The sequence below is a fragment of the Adlercreutzia sp. genome, assembly GCF_056795635.1.
The window spans coordinates 24912-49081 of the sequence record NZ_JBQIIT010000012.1; the positions used below are offsets into that span (position 1 = coordinate 24912).

Consider the following 24170-nt stretch of genomic DNA (forward strand, 5'->3'; position numbering starts at 1 on the left):
AGGGAGTGGAAATATGGGAAAGTTCACCCGTAGGCAATTCATCACCGGTGCCGGCATGGCTGCCATCGCTGGCCTCGGTCTGGCCGGCTGCGCGCCCCAAGGCAAGGGCGGCTCGGCCATGACCGCCACCGGCGAGGGCACCACCTTCGCCGACACCATCGCCTGGGACGGCGAGTACGACGTCGTGGTCATCGGCTTCGGCGGTGCCGGTGCCGTATCCGCCTGCTACGCCGCTGATGCCGGCGCGAAGGTGCTGCTCGTGGAGAAGGCCCCACTCGGCATGGAGGGCGGCAACACGCGCTTCTGCGGGCAGATCATCCTGAGCTCCGACAACAAGGAGGCCATGGTCGCCTACAATAAAGCCATGGCCGGCGACTTCGCCGTGGACGAGGAGCTCCTGGACGTCTACGCCGAGGGCCTCACCCGCACCCACGACATGCTGCGCGACTTCTTCGGCGTGCCCGAGGAGAACTTCCTCGATTGGAAGTACGACTCCTCCGCCCAGCCCCTCATCGGCATGTTCGCCCCCGAGTACCCCGAGTTCGAGGGCGGCGACGACCTGCACGTGCTGACCGTGAGCGACAACGTGTGCAACTCCGCCCTGTGGAAGACCTACCGCAACAAGGTCATGGCCATGGGCGACAGCATCGACGTGTGGTACGCTTCGCCGGCCGTGAGCCTGTTCCAGGATCCGGTCAGCAAGGCCGTCATCGGCGTCGAGGTCGACAAGAACGGCGAGACCGTGAACGTGCGCGCCAAGAACGGCGTCGTCATGACCATGGGTGGCTTCGAGAACAACCCGCAGATGGTCGAGGACTTCCTGGGCCTGACCAAGAGCGCCCCGGCCGGCACCTTGTTCAACACCGGCGACGGCGTGAAGATGGCCATGGGTGTCGGCGCCGATTTGTGGCACATGGAGGCCTTCGAGGGCAACTGCTTCGCCTTGGGCGGCATCTCCTTCGCCGTGGAGCGCGACCACCATGCCAAGACCTTCAACGACCTGCGCAACCTCTCGGGCAGCATCATCGTGGTGGGCAACGGCGGCGAGCGCTACCTGCGCGAGGACGTGTACAACCGCCATGGCCACGTGCCGAGCAACGGTGACTGGGTGAGCGTGAAGCGCCCCCGCAACACCTACATGGTGTGGGACGCGGCCCAGAACAAGGCCATCACCGAGGAGTACCACGGCATTCCCGCCGAGTTCGCCGACCAGGTGGTGAGCGCGAACACCCTGGCGGAGCTGGCCGAGGCCCTGAGCATCCCCGCCGACAAGCTCGAACAGACCGTGGCCGACTTCAACAAGATGGCCATCGACGGCTACGATCCGGCCTTCTACCGCGCCGCCGAGACCATGCGCGCCTTCTCCGAATCGGGCCCCTACTATGCCATCGAGATGATACAGGCCTTCCTGAACACCCAGGGCGGCGCTCGCCGCAACGCCGCGGCCGAAGTCGTCGGCACCGACGGCGAGCCCATTCCGCACCTGTACTCGGCCGGCGAGTTCGGCGGCATGACCCCCTACCAGTACAACGGCGGCGGCAATATGGCCGAGTGCCTCATCTTCGGCCAACTGGCCGGCGTGAACGCCGCGGCCGAGAAGGATCCGCTGCCCGCCCTGCCCATGGGCGTGGCCTCCGAGATCGTCTACACCGCCGGTTCCGGCAGCCACGAGACAGATCCCGATCTGACCCAGACCGTGACCCTCGGCGAGGGCGAGTACCTGGGCACCTCCACCCTGTGCATGGGCAACGAGCTGGGCGTCAAGGTGAAGATGGACGGCGGCAAGATCGCGGCCATCGACGTGGTGCACCAGCAGGAGACCGCCGGCGTCGGCAGCAAGGCCATCGAGGCCCTGCCGGCCCAGATCATCGAGGCCCAGTCCACCGAGGTGGACGCCGTGGCCGGCGCCACGGTGACGAGCACGGCCATCAAGGACGCCGTGCAGAAGGCTATCGACCAGGCGAAGTAGCCTGAGACGATACGGTGCGGCGCGGGGCCTCGAACATCACCGCGTCGCACCTCAATCCCTCCCCGCGGAAAGGACCCTGCCACTGGCGGGGTCCTTTCCCGTTGACGGCCCGGCGACGGCCAGCGAAACGGCCCCGCGCTCCTCGCTGCCGTCGAGCGCCCGGTTCGGCGGTTGGCGCCGCGAACGGGCACCGTGGTCGATCGGGGCGCCCCCGCGAAAGAATTCGCGCCCACGAAAACGCCCCGCCAAGCCTGGGCCTGACGGGGCGCGGGGGTCGAGCTTCTAGATGGCACCGAACTACATCTCGGTGATCTCGAGGGAGCCTTCCTTCACGAGCTGGTAGGTATCGCGCGCGATCATGTACTCCTCGTTGGTGGGGATGACCACGATGCGCACGGCCGAGTCGTCGGTGGAGATCTCGCGCTCGTGGCCGCGCAGCTTGTTCTTCTCCGGGTCGATCTTGATGCCGAGCGGCTGCAGCCCCGCGAAGATCATGCGGCGCATCTTCTCGCAATTCTCCCCCACACCGGCCGTGAGCACGATGGCATCCACGCCGCCCATGACGGCGATGTACTGGCCGATGTACTTCTTCGCGGAGTTCGAATACATCTCGTAGGCCAGCTGGGCCCGCTCGTCGCCGGCCTCGGAGGCCTCCTTCACGCTGCGCAGGTCGTTGGAAATGCCCGAGATGCCCAACAGCCCGCTCTTCTTGTTCATGAGGTCGTTCACCTCTTGGGTGGAAAGACCCTCCTTCTCCATGATGAAGGGCACGATGGCCGGGTCGATGGCGCCGCAGCGGGTGCCCATCATAAGGCCGTCCAGGGGGGTGAGCCCCATGGAGGTATCCACGGCCACGCCGTGGTCGATGGCGGAAATGGAGCAGCCGTTGCCAAGGTGGCAGGTGATGAGCTTCAAATCCTCGATGGGCTCGTCCATGAAGGCGGCGGCCCGCTCGGAGATGTAGCGGTGGGAGGTGCCGTGGGCCCCGTACTTGCGGATGGCGTACTTCTCGTACAGCTCGTAGGGCAAGGGGTACATGTAGGCCTTCGGCGGGATGGACTGGAAGAACGAGGTGTCGAACACGGCCACCATGGGCTTGCCGGGCATCTGGGTGCGGCAGGCCTCGATGCCCATGAGGGCCGCCTTGTTGTGCAGGGGCGCCAGCTCGGCCAGCTCGTCGATCTTGGCGATGACGTCGTCGTCGATAACGACGGAGCGATCGAAGTACTTGCCGCCCTGCACCACGCGGTGCCCGATGGCGTCGATGTCGTCGAGGGAGTCGATGGCCGCATTGGGGCCCGTGGTGAGGGCCTGAAGGACCACCGCCATGGCGGCGTTGTGGTCGTCCATGGGCTCGTCGATGACGAGCTCGTTGTCATCGATGCCGTGCTTGTGGAAGGCCTCGGCGGAGCCGACCCGCTCGCAGATGCCCTTGGCGAGCACCTCTTGGGTCTCGACATTGACGAGCTGGTACTTCAGCGATGAGGAACCAGCGTTGATAACGAGGACGTTCAAGACTTACCTCCTAATCAATGGGTATTGACCTATTCTAGGAGTACGGAAAGGGCGGCCCGAGCGCGGGCGGAACCTCATCGGCGAGCGGGCTGCCGCTGACCGATTGCCCTAGGACAGGGTGGTGTCGCGCTCCTCGTCGGTGGGAGCGGCCACAAGCTCGCCCATGAGCACCTCCACCTGCTGCTCGGCCCCGGCCAAGCGCTTCTGGAGCGATCCCAAGAGCGCCACGCCGCGCTCGTAGGCGGCCAGGCTGTCCTCCAATTCCAGGGTGTTGCTCTCCAGCACGGCCACGATGGACTCCAGCTCCGCCAAGGCCTCGCGGAACGTCAGCGCCTCGACGGCGCGGGGAGCGCCCTCCTCGGCGATCTTCTCGGTATCGGTCATCGTTCTTCCTTTCTGAGCGAAGGTTCTCGTCTCATCGCGGCCCCGGGGCGCGGCCCGGGGCCGGCGCGTCGGCACCGGGTATCAGCGGGTGCCCTCCACCACGCAGTCGATGGCGCCGTCGGCCACGGTCACCGTGAGGGGGGCTCCGGGCTCCACCTGGGCCGTCGAGCGCACGACGGCCCCCTCCCCGTCCCGGGCGATGGCGTAGCCGCGGGCGAGCACCGTGAGCGGCGACAGGTCGTGCAGACGGGCGGCGTTCACCGACAGGGCGCTGCGGAAGGGGTCGGCCATGTGCTCGGCTGCCCCCAGCAGGCGCTGGCGATCCGCCGCGATCTGCCCGGCGAAGCGGTCGGTCAGGGTGGCGCCCCGCACGGCGAGACGGTCGCGGGAAGCGGCCACCGCGGCCGCAGGGCCGGCCAGGGCGCCGGGGAGCATGCGCCCAAGCCCCGCGGCCAGAAGGCCCACCCGGTGGCGGTCCTCCCGCAGCATCGCGGGCAGCGCCCGGGAGAGGCGGCCGGCCAGGTCGTCCAAGGCCAGGGCCTCGCCGTCGAACAGCCGCTCCGGCTCGCGGAACAGCGACAGGGCGGCGATGCGCTCCACCGAGCGGGCGGCACCGGTCAGCCGCAGCTCCATGCTGCGGCCGAGGCGCTGGCCGAGGCTCGCGAGCCGGCCATCGGTCTCCTGACGGGTGGGGGCCACGGCCTCGGCCGCTGCCGTGGGCGTGCTCGCCCGCACGTCGGCCACCAAGTCGGCGATGGTGGTATCCGGCTCATGGCCGATGCCCGTGACCACGGGCACGGGACAGGCGGCGATGGTGCGGGCGAGGCGGCGGTCGTTGAAGGGCATGAGATCCTCGAAGGAGCCACCGCCGCGGCCCAGAAGCACCACCTCGGCGCCTCCGAACACCACCTTCGCCAGGCCGTCCACCATGGCATCGGCGGCACCGGGCCCCTCCACGGGCACGCCGGCCACGAGCACCTTCGCCAGCGGGTAGCGGCGGCGCAGGGTGCGCAGCATGTCGTGGATGACGCTGCCCCGTGGCGAGGTGACGATGCCCACGGTCTGGGGATAGGGCGGCAGCGGCCGCTTGCGCTCGGCGGCCATGAGCCCCATGGCCTCCAGCTCCCGGGCCAAGTTCGCCACCTGGAGGCGCAGCTGCCCCTCCCCGGCCAGGGCGATGGTGAACACGTCGAAGTTCATGCGCCCCTTGGCCGCGTACAGCGAGAAGCGCCCCGTCATCTCCACGAGCGAGCCCACGGCCAGGGGCACACCGGCGGCCTGGTAGCGATTCATCCACATCATGCAGGGCAGCGAGGCCTTCTCGTCCTTCACCGTGAAGTAGACGGCCTTGTAGCCGGGCTTGTCGCTCAGCTCGGAGACCTCGCCCACCAGGCGCACGACGACCGACTCCAGGGCACCCTTGGCAAGCCCCATGGCCGCCGATACCGACAGGGCGGCCGGAGCCTCCTCGTCCGGGCCCTCGGAGCCCTCGGAGCCCGTCATATTCCGCTCGCCCATGACGACTCCCCCAGGCCCGCTAGTCCTCGCGCTGGTTCAGCAGCCACAGCAGCTGGAGCACCGAGGTGAGGGCGGCGGCCAGGTAGGTGAAGGCGCAGGCGCGCAGCACGTCGAAGGCACCCTTGCGCTCTTGCGCCGGCAGGCCGATCTGGCCCATGTACACCATGGCCCGCTGAGAGGCGTTGAACTCCACCGGCAGCGTGACCAGCTGGAAGAGCACCACCACGGCGTACATGATGATGGCGGCCGTGGTGAGCCCCGCGATGTTCAAGAAGATGCCGGCCATGAGCAGGAATATCCACGCGTTGGAGGCCAGGTTCACTGCCGGCACGATGGCGCCGCGGATCTTCATGGGGGTGTAGTCCTGGGCGAACTGGCAGGCATGGCCCACCTCGTGGCAGGCCGTGGCCGTGGCCGTGATGGTGCGGCCGTCGTAGGCCTCCGGCGACAGGGTCACGGAATTGCTGCGCGGGTCGAAGTAGTCCTGGCCCGGGCCGCCGCGGAACACCTGCACATTGCTGATGCCGTAGTAGGCGAGCATCTGCCGGGCCGCTTCAGAGCCCGTGAGCCCCGTGGAATTGGCCACGTGACTGTAGGTTTTCAGCTTGTGGTTCACGTACCACTGGGCCCCCAGGCCGATGATGAGGGTGACCACCACCAGCATAAGGTAGCTGCTGTTCATGGGCATCATAGGTACCATCATAGTTCTCTCACTCCTTGGGAACATGTGTCCGAATTATTTGGAGGCTATTATAGGGAAGGAAGCGGCGGCCGGGGCCCCTCGCGCCGAAATATGTGAAACCTTCGTAACCGATGGCGCAAGTGGGAAGCCCCGTCCGGGAGCGGCGGGGAGACCCCGTGCTCAAACAAGTCCTCGCTTTCGGAAAAAGGGTGTGGGGATTTTACACCCCTTTTTTCCGAGACTGCGGAATCTGCGCGCGGGGCCTCCCCGCCGCTCCCCTCGCCAGTCACTGCCGCGAAGCGCCCCTACTCCCCTACGCGAGTCACGATGAGGCCGTCGGGGCCCAGGGAGAGGGCGAGCTTGCCAGCAAGCAGATCGAGCAGCTCCTCCCCGATGATGGCCCGGCGCCAGCCCTTGAGCACGTCGATGTCGGTCCGGTAGCCCCGGGCCACGCGGGCGAGCTCGCCGTGGCTCGCCAGGGTCTGCATGGCTATGTCGTTCTCGCGGGCCCGCAGGCGCACGAGGGCCTCCATGAGATCCAGCTCGGCATCCACATTGGGCTCGCTCTTCAGGGACTTGTCCAGCTCGGGCCACTGCTCGGGCGGCGCGTCCAGGCCGCGCACGAGGGCGGCCACCACGGCCCGGGCATCGCGGGTGCACAGCTTCTCGCGCATGCCGCGCACCATGAACAGCTCGTCGATGGTGCGGGCCTCGCGGCGGCAGGCCTCCACCACCTGCTCATCGGTGAGCACCCACTTGCGGGGCAGATCGCGGGCCTGAGCCGTCAGCTCGCGCCAGGAGGCCACCTCCCGGGCGGCCGACAACTGGCGGCGGTTGAGCTGCCCCACCCGCTTGAGCCGCTTGAAGCGGGAGGCGACATCGCAGACGTAGTTGGCTGGGTCGGACAGGGCGGCGAAATCGTTGTCGAGCCAATCGAGGCGCCCCTTCGCCTCGAGGCGCTCCCGCATGATGCGGTACATCTTCGGCAGGTAGATCACGTCATCGGCCGCGTAATCCAGCTGGGAGTCGGACAGGGGCCGGCGCGACCAGTCGGTGAACGAGTCGCTCTTCTTCAGGCTCACCCCGCACACACTGTGCACGAGGGGCCCGTAGCCGATCTGCTGGGTGTGGCCGAGCAGCGCCGCGGCCACCTGGGTGTCGAACACGGGGCTCGGCAGCACGCCGAGCTCGCGGTAGATGATCTCCAGATCCTGGCCGGCTGCATGGAAGAGCTTCACGATGGAGGGATCCTCCATGAGGGGCACGAGCACCGAGAGGTCCTCGATGGCGAAGGGGTCCACCACGGCCACCTCGGTGTCGGTGGCCAGCTGCAGTAGGCACAGGTTCGCGTAGTAGGTCTTCTCGCGCAAGAATTCCGTATCGACGGCCAGCACCGCCGAGGAGCGGGCGCGGCGGACGAAGGCCTCGAGGTTTTCTTGGTTCGCAATGTATTCCACGTCGGTCCTTGTTCCTTGGGGTCTGCGTTGTAGTACCATCCCATGATAGCAAAGGGAAAGGAATTGTGTGAAACTGCTCATCGTTAACAATCTGTCCTCGGGCTTCCGCGACGGTGCCATCTACGACTTCATGCGCGCCTTCAGCGAGGACGGCGACGAGATCTGCGTGCGCTGCACGAGCGGCTGCACCGATCTGGCCGGGTTCCTCCACGATGCCGAGGACTTCGACGCCGTCGTGGCCGCCGGCGGCGATGGCACCGTGGCCACCGCTGCCTACCTCTTGGCCGAGACGGGCATTCCCCTTCTGCCCTTCCCCGCCGGCACCGCGAACCTGCTGGCGCTGAACCTCGCCTCGCCGGCCGAGCCCCATGCCCTGGCGAAGCTCATGCGCGAGAGCCTGCTCATGGACTTCGACATCGGCGAGATCGAGCTGGCCGACGGCGAGCACTTCGGCTTCACCATGATCGCCGGGGCCGGCTACGACGCCACCATCATGCAGGGGGCCGAGGCCTCCAAGAAGCTCTTGGGACCCATGGCCTACTTCACCTCGGCCGTCGCCAACCCGGCCCCGCAATTCTCCCAAATCACGCTGACTATCGACGGCGAGACTGTCGAGACCCAGGGCGTGGGCGTGCTCGTGGTGAACTTCTCGAAGCTCCAGTTCGACATCTCCCTTATCCATGAGAACAAGCCCCGGGACGGCATGTTCGACATCGTGGTCATGAACACCCACGATGCCGTAGGGCTCATCCCCGCCCTGCTCAGCTGCATGCTCGACCGCGGCGGCGAGTTCCCCGCCCGGCCCGGGAGCCTGGAGGTGCACCGCGGGCGTGAGGTGACCGTGGTCGCCGACCCTCCCCTGGCCGTGCAGTTCGACGGCGAGGTGACCGGCACCACAACCCCCTTCACCGCCCGGATGCTTCCCGAGGCCGCCCGCTTCGTCGTGAGCGAAGAGTGCCTCGCCCTCTACGGAGAGGAGAGTGCCGAGCCCCTGCGCCTGGACGACTAGGATCGGCGGCCCCGGCCTCCCGGACCCCGCGGCCGCGCCACCGCCCGACCCCCGCAACCCCCTTCCGCAACCGATACCGAACGCAGAAGCGGCCCCGACAAACGTCGGGGCCGCTGTTCGTTGCGCGCTGGAAGATGAATCGGAGGCTACACGAGGCCCGGCGTGGTCACGAGCAGGTAGATGGACAGGCAGGCGGCCAGCACCATGATGGCGAGCACCACCTTGTCGAGCGTGCTCTGGAAGTACTTCTCGCCGCGCTCCCGCTTCCCCCAGATGTACATGACAACGCCGGGAACGTAGAGCAGGCACATGAGGATGACGCCGAGCACGCCGGCGGCCCAGGAGAGGAACAGGCTATAGACCACGCCCACGCATCCCAGGATGCGCCACAGGAGCAAAGGACCGCTCAGACGACCGCGGAAGGCCTCGGGCTCCTTGAAGGCCACCTTCGCGAAGTAGGCCGCCGACAGCAGATACGGCAGAAGAATCATGCCGGCCGAGAGCGTGTAGAAGAACTGGTAGGTGGAATCGGTGAACAGCCAGGTGATGAGGAAGAGCTCGATGATGATGTTCGTCACCACGAGGGTCACCACCGGGGCGCCCTTCTTGTTGGTCTTGGTGAAGGCCTTGATGAACACGCCCTCCTCGGCCGCCTCGAAGGGCGACTCGCTGGCCAGCACGGTATAGCCGAGCATGGCGCCGATGAGCGACAGGGACACAGCGAAGTTGATGAGGATGGCGCCCCAGTCGCCCACAGCCGCCTGCATCACGTAGGCCAGGGCCGGGTTCTCCAGCGTGGCCAGCTCCGAGAGGGGCATGACGCCCATGGAGAGGATGGAGACGGTCAGGTACAGGGCGAGCACGCAGCAGAAGGCGATGATGGTGGCCTTGCCCACGTCCTTGGCCTTCTTGGCGCGGCCGGAGATGGCCACGGCGCCCTCGATGCCGATGAACACCCAGATGGTGACCATCATGGCCGTCTGCACCTGATCGACGAAGGCCAGCGACGGGTCGGCGCCGGTCGTGAGGTTCGCGATGAAGATATCGGGGTTGAAGGCGCCGATGAAGATGATGGCGACGATGCCCACCAGCAGCGGCACGAACTTCGAGATGGTGATGACCGCGTTGATGAGGGTCACCTCGCTGATGCCGCGGCTCACGAGGAAGGCGTAGAACCAGATGATGCACGAGGCGCCGATGACGGCGTAGATGTTCGTGCCGTTGCCGAAGATGGGGAAGAAGTAGGACAGGGCCCCGAACAGCAGGGCCGAGAAGCTCACGGTGCACAGCAGAGCCGAGATCCAGTAGCCCCAGGCGCTGCTGAAGCCGAGGAAGTCGCCGAATCCCGTGGCAGCGTAGGTGTAGATGCCGCCCTTCAGATCGGGCTTCACGCGGGACAGCGCGAAGAACGTGAGGACGAGGCAGAGCACGCCGACGGCGGAGATGCCCCAGGCCGTGAGAATGGCCCAGCCGCTCGCGCCACCGGCCGCCGCATCGCCGGACAGCGAGAACACGCCGGCGCCGACGATGAGGGTGATAACGGTGGTGACCATGCGGAACAGGCCGATGCCGTTCGGATTGGTCACGCCATCCTGGGATTGGGGCGCCTCGGCCCCGGCGGATACCACTGCTTCCTTGCTCATGGTGATGCAGCTCCTTGATAGGGGTAATCAGCATTGCCATCCATAATACCCGACCCCTCTCGCCAAACGGCGGGGAATTTCCCTCCGAAACAGCTGCGTTACAAATTAGGCAGCGAAAGGTGCCCACGAGCCCATCCGAACAAAAAAGCCGGAGGCGCTGTGCCTCCGGCTTCTACATACATGGTGCGCGATACAAGATTTGAACTTGTGACCCCTACCGTGTCAAGGTAGTGCTCTCCCCCTGAGCTAATCGCGCATTCAGGGTGTGCTGCCCGTCTCCGTTGCAGCGAGTTAGTAGTTTAACAGAAATCACTGGGCTGTCAAAGGAAATTTGCGGCGAATTCTCAGCGGCCGTCCGTCTCCACAACTTCCCCAGCTTCCTCCCCCTCCTCCAACGCGGGGGCGGAAGGAGCGATCTTGTCGTAGTTCCACCCCTTCAGGTACGACGGCATCTTCCCCACATTGTAGCGGGCCCCGCAATGGGAACACGCTGCCACCGTGCCCTGCTTGGGGCGGAACATCCACACGAGCAGCCCGATGGTGGCCGCCGTGACGAGAACCGCCACCACGAGCAGCAGGTCCATCATGCCCGCCTCTGCCGGATCGCTCACGGCCATGGCGGCCAGGCCGCTGAGCACCCAGATGCCCGCCACGTAGATGGCGATGCCGGCCAACAGCACCGTGGCCACTCCCCGCGTCGGGAGCAAGCCCGTATACTGCGTGGCCTTCCGACCGCACTCGCGGCACTTCACCTGCTTCGTCTCCATGGGCCCTCCTCGCCCTCGGGCGCACTGCGCGTTGGATGATGGCAGCATAGCACAGCACGCCCCATCGCACAGCGTCATTTGTGCACCCGCACAACATGAGAACTGCGCGAGCGGGAACAGGACCTCCGGGCAAAAGAAAAGCTCCCCGCAGGGAGCTTGGAAGTTCTGGAGCGGACAACGGGATTCGAACCCGCGACCCTCACCTTGGCAAGGTGATGCTCTACCAGCTGAGCCATGTCCGCATTTGGTGCAAGGTTGGAGGCGACGCCCGGATTCGAACCGGGGGTGAAGGCTTTGCAGGCCTCTGCCTTACCACTTGGCCACGTCGCCATTTCCTTGGCGGCTGTCATTGAAAAGGCCGGTCAAACAAGTGCCTGACCGGCCTTCTGATGACAATGGAGCGGACAACGGGATTCGAACCCGCGACCCTCACCTTGGCAAGGTGATGCTCTACCAGCTGAGCCATGTCCGCATCGCGAGGAGATACTATACGGTATCGCGCCAAAGGATGCAAGCCCTTTTTTGAAAAAAATTTCAAGCGGGGCTCAGAAGGCGCCTATTCCACGCGCTCTCCCGTCTCGATGGCGGCATCCACGCAGCGCTTCGCCCGCTCGCCCACCTCGGCCGGGGCCTCTCCGGCCTCGGCTCGGGCCACGGCCGTATCGATGGCGGCGTCGGCGAGCTCCCTCTTCCAGCGGTTCAGGTTGGAATTGAACCGCATTTGAATGAACTCCAGCGCGACGGCGAAGATCATGGCGAAGTACACCATGAGCTTCTCCATGTGCATGTCGAGCACCTCGATGCTCGTGTGGATGCCGGCGGAATCGAGGACGAGCAGCACGCCGATGGCGCAGATGAACACCAGGGCGAGGATCTTCATCTCGGGATGGGCGTTGATGAAGTTGGAGATGGGGTCGATGAACACCATCATGATGATGACGGCGATCATCACGGCCAGGATCATGATGATGAGGTGCTCGGCCAGACCCACGGCGGTGATGACCGAGTCGATGGAGAAGACGAGATCCATGACCATGATGGTGCCCACGGCCTGGGGCAGCGAGATGAGGTGGCGCGCCTTGTGCTCCTCGGACGTCTCGGCCTTGATCTCGGTGAGGGCGAGCACGTCGACGAGCTCGCGGATGCCCTTGTAGATGAGATAGGCGCCGCCGACGAGCATCACGATGTCGCGCACGGAGAAGCCGTGGCTGAAGAAGCCCCAATCCACGGTGAACAGCGGCGTGGTCATGTGCACGAGGTACGAGGCGAAGCAGAGGAACAGGATGCGCATCACCAGAGCGCCGGCCAAACCGAGCTTGCGGCCGATATGGCGCTTCTCCTCGGGCAGGCGGTTCGTGGTGATGGAGATGAACACCAGGTTGTCCACTCCCAGCACGATCTCCAGAAAGATCAGGGTCAGAAGGCTGATCCAAGCCTCCGGGGTGGCGAAAATCGACAGGTCCACAGACACTCTCCTCGTCTCGTCGGGGCCGCAGGGCCCGCTCTCGTCTCGGCGGGGAGCGCAAGGCGGCAACAAAAAAGACTCATGGTGCAGCCGACTCCCTAACGGGCCAGTCTGCACCATGAGTCTCGCTATTTAAGGCTCGCCAGGCCACCGTTGCCGCCTGCGCGTAAAACTGTGACCACGATGTTGAACGAGCCGCGCACCGCGCCAGCTACTCCCCCATGGGGTTTCCCTATCCTATCAAAGGGCACAGGGCAGGGCAATGGTATAATCGGCAACGATACCGTGACTGCTCAGAAGCACCATAGGAGTACCATTCATGACTCGTGAATCCGCGAACCACGCGCTGCCCCCCGCCGATGGGCCCGAACAGGCCCCTCGCCCCAGCTCGCCAGGCACCGGCCGTCGCTCCCACGCCCGCGCCGACGCGAGCCACTCGCGCTTGAATGCGGAAGACGTGTGGGAGAGCATCAAAAGCTCGCTGTTCCACCGCGAGAAGAGCACCGTGCGCATCGGGGATGTGCGCTACCACGATGGCGCCGAGCTCTCGCGCCCCCTGGAGATGCCGGCGCGCGTGAAGGCGGTCATGCTCGCGGCCATGGCCGTGGCGGCCGTGGCCGGCGGCCTGTTCCTGTCGAAGTACTTCGACCAGGTGATGAACGAGCCTCTACGCCAGCAGGAGGCCCTCCAAGAGAACCTCACCCGCGAGGTGTCCTACGATCTGCCCTCCCTGGCCGCGCTCATGCCGCTAGACGACGAGGCCATGATGGCGTCCCTCACCGAAGCCGGCTACACCCTCTACGAGCGCACTCCCGTGGGCACCAACCCCGAGGGCGGCTTCGAGGTCATCAAGCTGCCGGCCGACCTCACCGTGGAGGAAGCGGGCCTTATGTACATGACCGGCATCGACAAGCTGTCGGCCGCCGACGCCGTGCGCTTGCTCAAGGGCGCCTGGACCTTGGACGTGTCGCGCAAGGCCGGCGAGAGCATCCGTTTGCGCTACGCCGATTTCGATTCCGGCACCATCGAAAAGGCCATTCAGGGCGCCATGCAGGCCGAGGGCCTCGAGAGCGCCGAGATCACCGACAACGGCGTGGACGATTCCGGCAACACCTACCAGGCCGGCACCGTGACCACCGACAACGGCACCTACAACTGGCGCGTGTCGGCCATCGAGCTGTCCGAGATGTACGACATCTCGGGCCTGCCCAACACCGCCTTCTTCGTCGGCATCCGCTTCGGCGCCTCAGCCTGAGCCAGCGTCCAGCCCCTCGAACGACCAGGGACGCCCGCAGGCGTCCCTTTCTTTTACGGGGAAGGCATCGCTGGAAGGCGCGAAAACCGGAGCTCGGAAGCGCCTGAGAGATGACCCGCCAGGGCCCCGGACCCTAGGAGGCCTCGGGCTCCTCCCCTGCCGCGCTCTGTTCCCCCGCCGCGCTTTCATCGGCCCCGGCGGGCTCGATGTGCACGAGCATTTCCTTCAGCTCCGGGAAGGCCTCCCGAAGGCGACGCTCGATCTCATCCCCGAGGCGATGGGCCTGAAGCACCGTCATGGCCGGGTCCACGAGGGCGTGCATGTCGCCGTACACCTCCCCCTCGGTACCGCGGGTGCGCACGCAGTGCACCTCCACGATGCCGGGAACCGCCTCGGCCACGGCCACGATATCGGCGACCGGGATGCGGGCGTGGTCGGACAGGGTGCGCAGCCCCGTGCGGAAGACCCCGGCGGCCGAGGCCAGAATGGCCACGGTCACGAGCAGGGCCATGATGGGATCGGCCATGGGGAAACCCGCGGCCACCAGGCCAAGACCGATAATGACGCCGATGGACACGAAGGCGTCCGACAGGGTATGAGCGGCATCGGCGGCCAAAATCTCGCTCTTGAGGCGCCGGGCGGCACGGCGCTCGTAGAGGGTCACGCCGAGGTTCACCATCAACGTGCCCACCATGACCACGAAGGAGACGGGTGTGACCTGAGCGGTGTAGTGCTGGCTCGCGAGTTTCTCCACGGCCCCGGAGCCCACCTCGAAGGCGGCCAAAAGCAGCAGCACCCCGATGGCGAGCGACCCGTAGGTCTCGAACTTCGAGTGGCCGTAGGGGTGCCCCACGTCGGCCGGCCGCGCCGCCAGGGAGATGCCGATAAGGCCGATGACGTTGCCGAGGGAATCGAAGACCGAGTGGATGCCGTCGGCCTGCATGGAGGCCGATCCCGAGGCCAGGCCGTAGAAGTACTTCGCCGCGGCCACCATCAAATTCAAAACGAGGACGATCCACAGGACCCGCTCCACCTGCCGCCCGTGGGTTATCTTGTTGCCCGTCGTCATCATTCACTCCTTAATAAGATCAAGTGAAACTTCCTCGAACGCCCAAGGAAGTCAGCGAGGGGCCGACAGGTGCCTGATATGGCCCCGCCTTCGCACCAAGCGGCCTTCGTGCCGCGCCGCGCGTGAAACCAGGGATCAGATCAGGTGCATGTCGGAACCGCAGCATTGACGAAATGAAAAGAGCCCTTGCGGGCTCTTTTGATTTCGATGGTGTCGGAGGCGGGATTTGAACCCGCACACCCGGTAAATGGGCACTAGCACCTCAAGCTAGCGTGTCTGCCGTTCCACCACTCCGACATGCGATTTGCAGCGACGATTATTCTAGCAGAACCAGCCGTCGATGCAAGGGGTAATTTTCCCTTATTGGGAAATGGTCCCGTGGGGGTACACGATCATGAGCACGACCAGGGAAAGGAGGAACACGACGGCGCAGCCGATGGTGATGCGGTCCAGGTTCTTCTCGATGATGCTCGTGCCCGTCTGGGTGGAGTACATGGAGCTAGCGATCATATCGGAGATGCCGGTTCCCTTGCCCGAGTGCATGAGGATGAAGATGATGAGGCCGATGCCCGAGAGCACCAGCAGGACCAAAAAGACGATTGCCAAAGGACTCACTATGTCACGCTTCTTTCGTAGGTGTGTCTGTGTACGCAAGTTGCTTAGTATACCGTTCCCGCCCCCCTCGCGCAAGAAGGTTGCGGGAACGGCTCTCCCAGGACCCCAGAAACCTTAGGCCAGCAGGCTCTCGCCAGTCATTTCCGCAGGCTGGGCCACGCCGATCATGGCCAGCAGCGTGGGGGCAATGTCGGCCAGACGACCCTCGGCCCCTGACAGGCGCAAGGTCGTCCCCGATGCGTCCACCAGCGCGAGGGGCACCGGGGCGGTCGTGTGGGCCGTGAAGGCGCCGCCGTCCTCGGCGATCATCTTGTCGGCATTGCCATGGTCGGCGGTCACGAGGGCCACGCCGCCCTTGGCCGCGATGGCCCCGAGCACCGCGCCCACGCCGGCGTCCACCGCTTCCACGGCGGCCCGGGCGGCATCCACCACGCCGGTGTGGCCCACCATGTCGCAGTTGGCGAAGTTCACGATGTACACGTCGGCCTCGTCGGCCTCGATGGCCGCCACCAGCGCGGCGGCCACCTCGGGCTCGCTCATCTCGGGTTGCAGGTCGTAGGTGGCCACCTTCGGGCTCGGGATGAGTTTGCGGCTCTCCCCCGGCCGCGGCGCCTCGACGCCGCCGTTGAAGAAGAACGTCACATGGGCGTACTTCTCCGTCTCGGCGATATGGTACTGGGAAAGCCCCGCCTCGGCCAGCACGTCGGCCAGCACGTGATCGGGGAACTCCTTGGCGAAGGCCACCGGGGCGGGAATGGCCGGGTCGTACTCCGTGAGGCACACGAAGTGCACCTCCGGGAAGCGCGGCCGCTCGAAGCCGTCGAAAGCGGGGTCCACCACAGCCCGGGTCAATTCGCGAGCGCGGTCGGGGCGGAAGTTGAAGAACACCACCGCGTCCCCGTCCCGCACGCCGCGCGGGCGCAGGGCCACGGGCTCCACGAACTCGTCGGTGACCCCGTCGGCATAGGAGGACTCCATGGCGGCCACGGCCCCCAGATCGCGGTAGGGCTCGGCGTTTACGACCGCTTCCCAGGCGCGGCTCACACGCTCCCAGCGGTTGTCGCGGTCCATGGCGTAGTAGCGGCCGCACACCGAGGCCACCTCGATGGTGGCCGGCGCCCCCGCCGCGCGGCCGGCAGCGCGCTCGATGTAGTCCACGAGCTCGGCCATGTAGCCAGCACCGCTTGCGGGGGGCACGTCGCGGCCGTCCATGAAGCAGTGGATCATGATATGGTCCACGCCGGCAGCCACGGCCGCGTCCACCAGGGCGTAGAGGTGCCCGTTGGAAGAATGCACGCCGCCGTCGGACAGAAGTCCCATGAGGTGCAGGGCGCGTCCCGGCTCCCGGGCCGCCGCGAAGGCCTCGGCCAGCACGGGGTTGGCGGCCAGCTCGCCAGTGCGGCAGGCGCGGTTGATGCGGGTGAGCTCCTGGAACACCACGCGGCCGGCGCCGATGTTCAGGTGCCCCACCTCGGAGTTGCCCATCTGCCCTTCGGGCAGGCCCACGGCCTCGCCGGAGGCGGCCAGGCGCGTCGTGGAGGCCTCGGCGAACAGGCGGTCGAGGTTCGGGGTGTCGGCCAGGGAGATGGCGTTGCCCGCGCCGGGCGCCTCCAGGCCGAAGCCGTCCATGATGATGAGGCAGGCCGGCAGCCGCAGGGCCGCCTTCTCCGCCGCGCTGGCGGCGCGAAACGTCGCGGTCATCTACAGGGCCGCCTTCACGATCTCGGTGAAGGAGCCGGCCTTCAGGGCGGCGCCCCCGATGAGGCCGCCGTCGATGTCGGCCTCGGCCAGCAGGAGCTCCGCATTGCCCTCGTTCATGGAGCCGCCGTAGAGCACGCGCACCGCCTCGGCCACATCGGCGTCGAACAGCTCGGCCAGGGTGGCGCGGATGGCGGCGCACACCTCCTCGGCCTGCTCCGGCGTGGCCGTGCGGCCCGTGCCGATGGCCCACACCGGCTCGTAGGCCACCACCGTGGCCAGGGCGTCGTCGCCGTCGATGCCGGCATAGGCGGCCCGCACCTGGGCGCAGACGAAGTCGAGGTAGGCCCCCTCGTCGCGCACGGCCAGCGACTCGCCCACGCAGATGATGGGGGTGATGGCGGCCTCGATGAGGGCGCGGGCCTTGCGGTTCACGTCCTCGTTGGTCTCGCCGAAGATATTCCGGCGCTCGGAATGGCCCACGATGCAGTAGGCGCAGCCGATCTCCTTGATCATGGGGATGGAGATCTCGCCGGTGAAGGCGCCGGCCGGCTCCCAGTACACGTTCTGGGCGCCCAGGGCGATATCGACGCGGTCGAACTCGAGGACGGTCTTCACCGGCTTCAGGTCCACGAAGGGCGGGCACACGGCCACGTCCACCATCTCCAGCCAGTCGCGCTCCATGAGGTTGGAGATCTCCTGGGCCAGCACCACGGCCTCGGGGATGGTCTCGTTCATCTTCCAGTTGCCGGCAATCAGATGCTTTCGGGTCATGGGGTCTTCCTTTCTTCCCGTTAGCGCAGGGCCTCGACGCCGGGCAGGGCCTCGCCCTGGACCAGCTCCATGGAGGCGCCGCCGCCCGTGGAGATGAAGGTCATGGCATCCGCCAAATCGAACTTGTTCACCGCGGCCACGGAATCGCCGCCGCCGATGATGGTGTCGGCCGCCTCGTTGGCCGCCACGGCCTCGGCCACGGTGCGCGTGCCGGCCTCGAAGGAGGGCATCTCGAAGACGCCCATGGGGCCGTTCCAGAACACGCTGGCGGCCTCGCCGATGGCCTGGGCGTAGGCAGCCGCAGTCTCGGGGCCGATGTCGAGGCCCATCATATCGGCCGGTATCTCGTCCACAGACACGATGGCGGTGCGGGCGTCGTTGGAGAAGGCGTCGGCGGCCACCACGTCGGTGGGCAGCAGCAGGGTCACACCGCGCTCGCGGGCCTTCTCGATCATGGCCGCCGCGCGCTCCACCCAGTCCTCTTCCTTGAGGGAGGCGCCCACGGCCTTGCCCTGGGCCAGCAGGAAGGTGAAGCACATGCCGCCGCCGATGATGAGGGTGTCGGCCTTGTCGAGCAGGGCGTCGATCACCTTGATCTTGTCGGAGACCTTCGAGCCGCCGAGGATGGCGACGAAGGGGCGGCGCGGCTCGTCGAGCATGCCGGTGAGGGTGGCCACCTCCTTCTCCATGAGGTAGCCGGCATAAGAGGGCAGGTAGGCTGCCACGCCGGCCGTGGAGGCGTGGGCGCGGTGGGCCGTGCCGAAGGCGTCGTTCACATAGGCGTCGGCCAGATCGGCCAGGGCGCGGGCGAACTCGGGGTCGTTCTTCTTCTCGCGCTTATCAAAGCGGATGTTCTCCAGCAGCAGCACATCGCCGTCTTCCAGCGCGTCCACGACCTCCTGGGCATCGGGGCCGACGAGCGCGCGGGAGAGCACGATGTCACGACCGAGCAGCTCCTGCAAGCGGCGAGCGATGGGGCCGAGGCTGAAGGGTTCCTCGAAGCCCTCCCCCGCCGGACGGCCGCGGTGGCTCGTGAGGATCACCCGGGCACCGTCGCCGATGAGCTTGTTGATGGTGGGCAGCGCCGCGCGAATGCGCGTATCGTCGGTCACATTGCCCTCGCCGTCCACCGGCGCGTTCAGGTCGACGCGCACGAGCACGCGCTTGCCCGCGAAGTTCTCGTCATCGATGGTCTTGATATCAGCCATATCGCTCCTTTCAAAAGAGAAAACCCGGCTCAGAGCAGGCAACCGGGTTTTCTTAAATAATTACTCGTTTTGTCGCACTAGTTCGCCCAAGGAAGTCAGCGAGGACCCGACCGGTGCCTGGAATTGCCCCGCCTTCGCACCAAGCGGCCTTTGCGCCGCGCCGCGTGCGAAACAAGGGGCAAGGCCAGGTGCCCGTCGGATCCGCAGCGTCGGGATCTGGTTACGATTCTACGGCAGTAGAATCTTAACCAGATCTTTAACGCGGTTGGAATAGCCCCACTCGTTATCGTACCAGCTGATGCACTTGACGAAGTTGCCCTCGCCGCCGAGCACCATGGTCAGCTGGGAGTCGAAGATGGAGGAGTGATCGTTGCCCACGATGTCGATGGACACGATGGGATCCTCGGTGTACTCCAGGATGCCCTTCAAGGGGCCCTCGGCCGCGGCCTTCATGGCGGCGTTGATCTCCTCGGCGGTCACCGACTTCTCCAGCTCCACCGTGAGGTCCACCATGGAACCGTCGGGGGTGGGAACGCGGGTGGCGAAGCCGTCGAGACGGCCCTGCAGCTCGGGGAGCACGAGCGACACCGCGCGGGCGGCACCGGTGGTGGTGGGGATCATGGACACGGCGGCAGCGCGGGCGCGGCGCAGGTCCTTGTGGGGAAGATCGAGGATCTTCTGGTCATTCGTGTAGGAATGGATGGTGTTCATGTAGCCGCGCTTGATGCCGAAGTTCTCCAGCAGCACCTTGGCGAAGGGAGCCAGGCAGTTGGTGGTGCAGGAGGCGTTGGAGATGATGTTGTGCACCGCCGGATCGTACTGATCGTCGTTCACGCCCATGACGATGGTGATGTCCTCGTCCTTGGCCGGGCAGGTGATGACGACCTTCTTCGCACCGGAATCGAGGTGCTTCTGGGCCAGCTCGCCGGTCTTGAAGATACCGGTGGCCTCGACGACCACGTCCACACCCAAGTCGCCCCAGGGCAGGTTCGCCGGATCGCGGTCGGAGAGCATGGTCACATGCTTGCCGTCCACCACCAGGCCGTCGTCCACCACTTCGATGTCGAAGTTGCGGATGCCGTGGATGGAGTCGTACTTCAGCAGGTGAGCAGCGGTGGCCTTCTCGCCCAGGTCGTTAACGGCGATCACCTCGATCTCGGGATCGTCGGCCATGGCGCGGAACACGAGGCGGCCGATGCGGCCGAATCCGTTGATGCCTACCTTGGTTGTCACGGGTATCTCCTTTCACAAGATGCCACAGATGCCGGAAAACTGGCGTTGGTATGCCGTAAGGCCCTGCCAGTGTACTACGAACGTCATCCTTCCGTAACGATTCTCGGTCAGACGGCCCCTAAAAGCGTCGTACCTGCACAAAGCGAAAAGCCTCATCGTCATTGGCGGATTGGGCGTTCACGGGAAGGGGCGCGTCCCAAGCCCGGGACGCGTCCCTTTGCTTCTCCGCATCCGCTCTGAGAGTCCCCCGCACGCAGCGCGAGCAAGACCGCACTCTCGGAAAATCGTCCCGCCCCGGCGCTACGCCCCCTTCAACCCCTCGGTCACCGCGATGAAGAAATCACGGGACCACAGATCGAGCGGGCGGTGATCGGCAACAAAGGGCTCCACGTCTCGACGGGCATCGCGGAAGTCTATGTGCGAGAACCGCTCCCCCAAAAGCTTCCTCACCTTGGCGATATCGAGCCGCTCACGCTCTTCGAGAAAGCCCGTCTGCACGAGCCGGGCCTCAAGGTGCTCCATATTGACAGACGCACCGCGACCGAGGTAGAAGAGGTAATCGTACAGATCGCGCCCCTTCACGCGATTTTTCCAACTCCGGCACAGCACCGCGTGAATCTTGCCCGCAAACAGGGATGGCTCGTCGTAGAGACAGATCTCGTAGGGTGAGGGCGCGAGGCGAAAGGTACGGCGAAAGCGGGCTTTCGCCGGCGGATTCACATCCACCTCGAACTTGATTTTCAGTTTCTCATCGGATGGAATGCCCGCCAAGGTGCCCTCTTCGGGATAAAAGTACAGGAGGTGCTCGCGGGTATTCCCCTTGAGAAATGCCGATTGAATATCCGAGGCACGCCTCTTCTCCCGCATCGCTATAGCGATATTCAACCCGAACGAGCGCGCCTCCAACTCGACAGCCTCGAAATAGCGCGAGAGATCGAAATCGGCATCGGGGTCGAAAAGCGAAAAGTCGAGATCTTCCGAGAACCGATCGAGACCATAGAAGATGCGCAGGGCCGTCCCGCCGTAGAAGGCCGCCCTGCCAAAAAAGCCGCCCCGGGAAAGCCCGCAGAGCACGACCTCCTGAATGACCTCCTTCGCGGCGTTCTTCCTATCTATCGTCGAAGCCGGTTGATAGGAGGCAATCATGGACTCGATGGCGCTATGCATCCTCCCACCCCTTCCTCAGGTACCTCGCGAGCCTGCGCACATTGCGGGACCGATATCGCTCCGAGAGAAAGTCAATGTCGTCGATGTTCAAGGCGGCCAAATCTTCCATGTCGAGCCGCAAATGGTCGTACAAAAGCGCCTCCAACTCGCCTCGGTTGGCAATGGGCGCTTCAGTGTAGAGCTTATCGCACAGCGCCTTCTCCGGCGTTGCAATGCGGAAAGAGGCGTCTCCCTCCCTTCGCGTCGCTATGCCAAAGGGAAATGCCGAGGCGGGAACATCTCGATAGAGGAACACCCCGAAGGGGGTTTCGTAGCTTTTCGCCCGTCCCTTCCGAAAGGTCGCGCTCGTGATGCTCCTTCCGGCCTCCGGAATGAGATCGTAGTAGGATAAGGCACTGTCGAAGGAAATATAGGACGGCCCGTATATACACCCTGCCAGGGGCCACGGGGAGGCGCCTGCATCGGTCTCGTACAATCCGCGCACCACGGGCACCAGCGCGCCGCTGCGCACCATGCGCGCGATCTTGTTCGGTCGATCCCGATAGCCATCGAGCTCTTCACAAAGCATTTTCGTTGTCTTTATCATATTTCCTCCAGTAGTTTGCATTATACACAACGTACTGGAGAAAAAAAGCCTTAGGACTTCCCCGCCTCGATCTCGGCGGCGAGCTGCTCGATGCGGCGCACGCGGTGGTAGACGGCGCTCTTCGAGAGCGGCGGGTTCGCCCGCTCTCCCAGCTCCTTCAGGGAGGCCTCCGGGTAGGTGACGCGCAGGCGGATGAAGTCCTGCAGGGCCGGGGGCAGCTCCTCCATGCCGTAGTGCTCCACCACAGTGCGGATGGTGTGGATCTGGCCCACGGCGGCCCCGGCGGCCTTGGCCTGGTTGGCCATCTCGGCGTTTATCATGCGGTTCACGTCGTTGCGCACGGACTTCACCACCCGCTCCTCCTCCATGGACAGGGCCGCCTGGTGCGCCCCGGTCCAGGCGAGGAACTCCAGGATGGCCGCGCCGCTCTTGAGGTAGACCATGTAGGAGTTGCGCCGCTGCATGATGCGGGCGCCGATATCCTTGCGGGCCAGAAGCTCCACGATGCCCTCGGCCAGAGACTCCGACTCCACGGTGATCTCGAAGTGGAAGTCGCTCTTGGGGTTCGAGATGAAGCCGCTACCGAGGAACGCCCCCCGCAGGTAGGCCGCCGCGCAGCAGGGCCGGGCCACGAGGGCCGGCTTGATGCCCATTTCCAGGCCGCCCTCGGCCGAGAGCACCCCCATATCCCGCAGGGCATCGGCCAGATGGGCCTGGGCCGGCACCTCAATGAGGTAGTTCGGGGTCTTGTGCAGCACGCTGCGGCGCATGGTGAGGTTCGTCTTGAGGCGGTAGATGCTGTGCAGCAGGCGCACCACGAGCCGGGCAGCGGCCGGCGCGTCGGTGGCGATCTCCACCCGGTAGCGGTCCGGGCCACTCACGAACAGCGTGCCCTCGATGCGCACGAGGGCCGCCAGCGTGGCCTTCTCGCAGACCGGGCATGCCGGCACCACCCGGGCAAGCTCGTCTTTCACCTCGGCCGTGAACGACATGGCGCTCCCCTACCCCCGCCGGGCCCGCGAGAGCTTGATGACGCTTTGGAAGGCATCGCGCAGGGCGAAGGGCGAATGCCACGTGGGGCGCTCGCCGTCCACCAGGTTGCGGCTGATGACGATGGGGCCGCGGGACTGGATGGCCAGCATGTCGCCGTAGTTGATGGAGATGGGCCGCACGCCGCAGGTGAGCTGGCTGTCGTTCAAGTCCGATGTGGAGGCGTGCTCCAGCTCGGCCCCCGACAGGGCCGCGAAGCTGCCCGTGGCGGGGCTCTCGGCCCGCAGGGGCACCTTCGAGTGCACGAGCATGTAGTCGACGAGCCCCTCCATACCGTGGGCGGCCAGGGCCTCGAAGTGCTCCCGAGCCGTGAGCCCCCAGGTCTCCCCCTGCACGTCGGCCAGGGCGCACACGAACAGCACCCGGCCCCGGCTGGCGCGGATGGCGTCCACGATGCCGGGAATGAGCAGGTTCGGGATGATGGAGGTGAACAGCGACCCCGGCCCCAGCACGATGAGGTCGGCCTCGCGGATGGCCTTGCAGGCCGGCTCGTAGGGGGCCGGGGGCCGGCCGTCCTCGGCGGCGAGCCACACCGATTCCAGGGCCGTCTTGGAATGGCAGGCCACGGCCTGGCCGTCGAGCACGCGCCCGTCCCGGGTGCGGGCCGACAGCACCACGTGGTCCAGGGTGGAGGGGTACACGTGCCCCTGGGCGTTCACGAGCCGCTCGCAGATGGCGATGGCCTCGGGGAACGACCCGCAGGCATCTTCCAAAGCCGTGAGCAGCAGGTTTCCCAGGGCATGGTCGCGGGCCACGGCGAAGCGGTACTTCAGCGCCCGCACGAGGGGATCGGCCGGATCCTTGGCGAAGGCCACGAGGCACTTGCGGATGTCGCCGGGAGGCGTGGCATCGGCCTCCTCCCGCAGCACGCCAGTGCTTCCGCCGTCGTCGGCCATGGCCACCACGGCGCTCGTCTGCACCCCGAGCGATAGCAGGGTGCGGATGGACACCGGGGCCCCGGTACCGCCGCCGATGACCACGGCGCGCAGGGCCCGGTCGTCCTCGTCGAGGCCCCGCAGGTTCGGCAGGGCGCTCTTCAGGGCCGAGAAGGCCGCCGTGGCCGCCGGGTCCACGCGGAAGGCGTCGGTCTTGCGAATGCCCATCGC

The 24170-nt window shown here is 65.9% G+C and carries 21 protein-coding genes and 5 tRNA genes; 3 read left to right on the forward strand and 23 right to left on the reverse strand.

The annotated features are described in order from the left end of the window. The first annotated feature begins 13 nt into the window (after positions 1-13). Complete coding sequence (locus ACTOXK_RS08230) at positions 14-1969, forward strand: FAD-binding protein (RefSeq protein WP_482278495.1); 1956 nt, start codon at positions 14-16, stop codon at positions 1967-1969. A 297-nt stretch (positions 1970-2266) separates the two neighbouring features. On the opposite strand, the gene ACTOXK_RS08235 is transcribed toward ACTOXK_RS08230, so the two are convergent. The 5 genes from ACTOXK_RS08235 to rnd all read right to left on the reverse strand — a co-directional run bounded on the left by ACTOXK_RS08235 (position 2267) and on the right by rnd (position 7525). Continuing rightward, positions 2267-3484: an acetate/propionate family kinase gene (locus ACTOXK_RS08235; RefSeq protein WP_482278496.1), complete on the reverse strand. Its 1218-nt coding sequence runs from the start codon at positions 3482-3484 to the stop codon at positions 2267-2269. 108 nt (positions 3485-3592) lie between these two features. Then, the gene (xseB, locus tag ACTOXK_RS08240) at positions 3593-3868 is read right to left on the reverse strand and encodes an exodeoxyribonuclease VII small subunit (RefSeq protein ID WP_482278497.1); all 276 of its coding nucleotides are present in this window, start codon (positions 3866-3868) and stop codon (positions 3593-3595) included. An 81-nt stretch (positions 3869-3949) separates the two neighbouring features. Continuing rightward, on the reverse strand, positions 3950-5386 hold the full coding sequence (gene xseA / locus ACTOXK_RS08245) for an exodeoxyribonuclease VII large subunit (protein WP_482278498.1): 1437 nt from the start codon (positions 5384-5386) through the stop codon (positions 3950-3952). 19 nt (positions 5387-5405) lie between these two features. Further along, on the reverse strand, positions 5406-6089 hold the full coding sequence (locus ACTOXK_RS08250; protein ID WP_482278499.1) for a zinc metallopeptidase: 684 nt from the start codon (positions 6087-6089) through the stop codon (positions 5406-5408). Between the two features lie 284 nt (positions 6090-6373). Further along, on the reverse strand, positions 6374-7525 hold the full coding sequence (rnd, locus tag ACTOXK_RS08255) for a ribonuclease D (protein WP_482278500.1): 1152 nt from the start codon (positions 7523-7525) through the stop codon (positions 6374-6376). A gap of 67 nt (positions 7526-7592) precedes the next feature. Between rnd and ACTOXK_RS08260 the strand changes: the two genes are divergently transcribed. Beyond that, entirely contained in the window at positions 7593-8534 is a 942-nt protein-coding gene (locus tag ACTOXK_RS08260; protein ID WP_482278501.1) for a diacylglycerol/lipid kinase family protein, read from the forward strand. Positions 8535-8680: 146 nt separating this feature from the next. On the opposite strand, the gene ACTOXK_RS08265 is transcribed toward ACTOXK_RS08260, so the two are convergent. From ACTOXK_RS08265 to ACTOXK_RS08295, 7 genes are all read right to left on the reverse strand, one after another. Further along, positions 8681-10177 carry a basic amino acid/polyamine antiporter gene (locus tag ACTOXK_RS08265; protein WP_482278502.1) on the reverse strand — a complete coding sequence of 499 codons (1497 nt, stop codon included), beginning with the start codon at positions 10175-10177 and terminating at the stop codon, positions 8681-8683. A 181-nt stretch (positions 10178-10358) separates the two neighbouring features. Then, positions 10359-10433 (reverse strand) — tRNA-Val (locus ACTOXK_RS08270). Positions 10434-10521: 88 nt separating this feature from the next. Beyond that, the gene (locus ACTOXK_RS08275) at positions 10522-10944 is read right to left on the reverse strand and encodes a hypothetical protein (RefSeq protein WP_482278503.1); all 423 of its coding nucleotides are present in this window, start codon (positions 10942-10944) and stop codon (positions 10522-10524) included. A gap of 166 nt (positions 10945-11110) precedes the next feature. After that, positions 11111-11186: transfer RNA gene (locus ACTOXK_RS08280), tRNA-Gly, on the reverse strand. A gap of 14 nt (positions 11187-11200) precedes the next feature. Further along, positions 11201-11274, reverse strand: a tRNA-Cys gene (locus ACTOXK_RS08285). 66 nt (positions 11275-11340) lie between these two features. Then, positions 11341-11416, reverse strand: a tRNA-Gly gene (locus ACTOXK_RS08290). Positions 11417-11500: 84 nt separating this feature from the next. Next, a complete protein-coding gene (locus ACTOXK_RS08295; RefSeq protein WP_482278504.1) occupies positions 11501-12409 on the reverse strand; it encodes a TerC family protein in 909 nt (302 codons plus the stop codon). Positions 12410-12728: 319 nt separating this feature from the next. On the opposite strand from ACTOXK_RS08295, the gene ACTOXK_RS08300 reads away from it, so the two are divergent. Beyond that, a complete protein-coding gene (locus ACTOXK_RS08300; RefSeq protein ID WP_482278505.1) occupies positions 12729-13664 on the forward strand; it encodes a teichoic acid transporter in 936 nt (311 codons plus the stop codon). Between the two features lie 133 nt (positions 13665-13797). Here the strand turns inward: ACTOXK_RS08300 and ACTOXK_RS08305 are convergent, their stop codons facing one another. From ACTOXK_RS08305 to ACTOXK_RS08355, 11 genes are all read right to left on the reverse strand, one after another. After that, on the reverse strand, positions 13798-14736 hold the full coding sequence (locus tag ACTOXK_RS08305; RefSeq protein ID WP_482279312.1) for a cation diffusion facilitator family transporter: 939 nt from the start codon (positions 14734-14736) through the stop codon (positions 13798-13800). 205 nt (positions 14737-14941) lie between these two features. Continuing rightward, positions 14942-15030: transfer RNA gene (locus ACTOXK_RS08310), tRNA-Leu, on the reverse strand. Between the two features lie 63 nt (positions 15031-15093). Continuing rightward, entirely contained in the window at positions 15094-15348 is a 255-nt protein-coding gene (gene secG, locus ACTOXK_RS08315) for a preprotein translocase subunit SecG (RefSeq protein WP_482278507.1), read from the reverse strand. A gap of 114 nt (positions 15349-15462) precedes the next feature. Then, the gene (gpmI, locus tag ACTOXK_RS08320; protein ID WP_482278508.1) at positions 15463-17049 is read right to left on the reverse strand and encodes a 2,3-bisphosphoglycerate-independent phosphoglycerate mutase; all 1587 of its coding nucleotides are present in this window, start codon (positions 17047-17049) and stop codon (positions 15463-15465) included. Then, positions 17050-17820 carry a triose-phosphate isomerase gene (gene tpiA, locus ACTOXK_RS08325; protein WP_482278509.1) on the reverse strand — a complete coding sequence of 257 codons (771 nt, stop codon included), beginning with the start codon at positions 17818-17820 and terminating at the stop codon, positions 17050-17052. It abuts the gene before it with no gap. Positions 17821-17840: 20 nt separating this feature from the next. Continuing rightward, a complete protein-coding gene (locus tag ACTOXK_RS08330; protein WP_482278510.1) occupies positions 17841-19028 on the reverse strand; it encodes a phosphoglycerate kinase in 1188 nt (395 codons plus the stop codon). A 228-nt stretch (positions 19029-19256) separates the two neighbouring features. Further along, the gene (gene gap, locus ACTOXK_RS08335) at positions 19257-20261 is read right to left on the reverse strand and encodes a type I glyceraldehyde-3-phosphate dehydrogenase (RefSeq protein WP_482278511.1); all 1005 of its coding nucleotides are present in this window, start codon (positions 20259-20261) and stop codon (positions 19257-19259) included. Between the two features lie 300 nt (positions 20262-20561). Continuing rightward, positions 20562-21428 (reverse strand): nucleotidyl transferase AbiEii/AbiGii toxin family protein, encoded by an 867-nt coding sequence (locus tag ACTOXK_RS08340; protein WP_482278512.1) that lies wholly within the window; start codon positions 21426-21428, stop codon positions 20562-20564. Then, a complete protein-coding gene (locus tag ACTOXK_RS08345) occupies positions 21421-22014 on the reverse strand; it encodes a type IV toxin-antitoxin system AbiEi family antitoxin domain-containing protein (protein WP_482278513.1) in 594 nt (197 codons plus the stop codon). The genes ACTOXK_RS08340 and ACTOXK_RS08345 overlap by 8 nt, the downstream gene beginning before the upstream one ends. 50 nt (positions 22015-22064) lie before the next feature. Then, positions 22065-23006 carry a DNA-binding protein WhiA gene (gene whiA / locus ACTOXK_RS08350; RefSeq protein ID WP_482278514.1) on the reverse strand — a complete coding sequence of 314 codons (942 nt, stop codon included), beginning with the start codon at positions 23004-23006 and terminating at the stop codon, positions 22065-22067. Between the two features lie 9 nt (positions 23007-23015). After that, entirely contained in the window at positions 23016-24167 is a 1152-nt protein-coding gene (locus ACTOXK_RS08355) for a gluconeogenesis factor YvcK family protein (RefSeq protein WP_482278515.1), read from the reverse strand. Between the last annotated feature and the right edge of the window lie 3 nt (positions 24168-24170).

What these genes read in the sequence shown, in the direction of transcription:
- ACTOXK_RS08230 (WP_482278495.1), top strand. Translation starts at nt 14, where the DNA reads ATGGGAAAGTTCACCCGTAGGCAATTCATCACCGGTGCCGGCATGGCT.
- xseB (WP_482278497.1), bottom strand. Translation starts at nt 3,868, where the DNA reads ATGACCGATACCGAGAAGATCGCCGAGGAGGGCGCTCCCCGCGCCGTC.
- xseA (WP_482278498.1), bottom strand. Translation starts at nt 5,386, where the DNA reads ATGGGCGAGCGGAATATGACGGGCTCCGAGGGCTCCGAGGGCCCGGAC.
- ACTOXK_RS08250 (WP_482278499.1), bottom strand. Translation starts at nt 6,089, where the DNA reads ATGATGGTACCTATGATGCCCATGAACAGCAGCTACCTTATGCTGGTG.
- ACTOXK_RS08265 (WP_482278502.1), bottom strand. Translation starts at nt 10,177, where the DNA reads ATGAGCAAGGAAGCAGTGGTATCCGCCGGGGCCGAGGCGCCCCAATCC.
- ACTOXK_RS08275 (WP_482278503.1), bottom strand. Translation starts at nt 10,944, where the DNA reads ATGGAGACGAAGCAGGTGAAGTGCCGCGAGTGCGGTCGGAAGGCCACG.
- ACTOXK_RS08300 (WP_482278505.1), top strand. Translation starts at nt 12,729, where the DNA reads ATGACTCGTGAATCCGCGAACCACGCGCTGCCCCCCGCCGATGGGCCC.
- ACTOXK_RS08305 (WP_482279312.1), bottom strand. Translation starts at nt 14,736, where the DNA reads ATGATGACGACGGGCAACAAGATAACCCACGGGCGGCAGGTGGAGCGG.
- gpmI (WP_482278508.1), bottom strand. Translation starts at nt 17,049, where the DNA reads ATGACCGCGACGTTTCGCGCCGCCAGCGCGGCGGAGAAGGCGGCCCTG.
- tpiA (WP_482278509.1), bottom strand. Translation starts at nt 17,820, where the DNA reads ATGACCCGAAAGCATCTGATTGCCGGCAACTGGAAGATGAACGAGACC.
- ACTOXK_RS08330 (WP_482278510.1), bottom strand. Translation starts at nt 19,028, where the DNA reads ATGGCTGATATCAAGACCATCGATGACGAGAACTTCGCGGGCAAGCGC.
- ACTOXK_RS08340 (WP_482278512.1), bottom strand. Translation starts at nt 21,428, where the DNA reads ATGCATAGCGCCATCGAGTCCATGATTGCCTCCTATCAACCGGCTTCG.
- ACTOXK_RS08345 (WP_482278513.1), bottom strand. Translation starts at nt 22,014, where the DNA reads ATGATAAAGACAACGAAAATGCTTTGTGAAGAGCTCGATGGCTATCGG.
- whiA (WP_482278514.1), bottom strand. Translation starts at nt 23,006, where the DNA reads ATGTCGTTCACGGCCGAGGTGAAAGACGAGCTTGCCCGGGTGGTGCCG.
- ACTOXK_RS08355 (WP_482278515.1), bottom strand. Translation starts at nt 24,167, where the DNA reads ATGGGCATTCGCAAGACCGACGCCTTCCGCGTGGACCCGGCGGCCACG.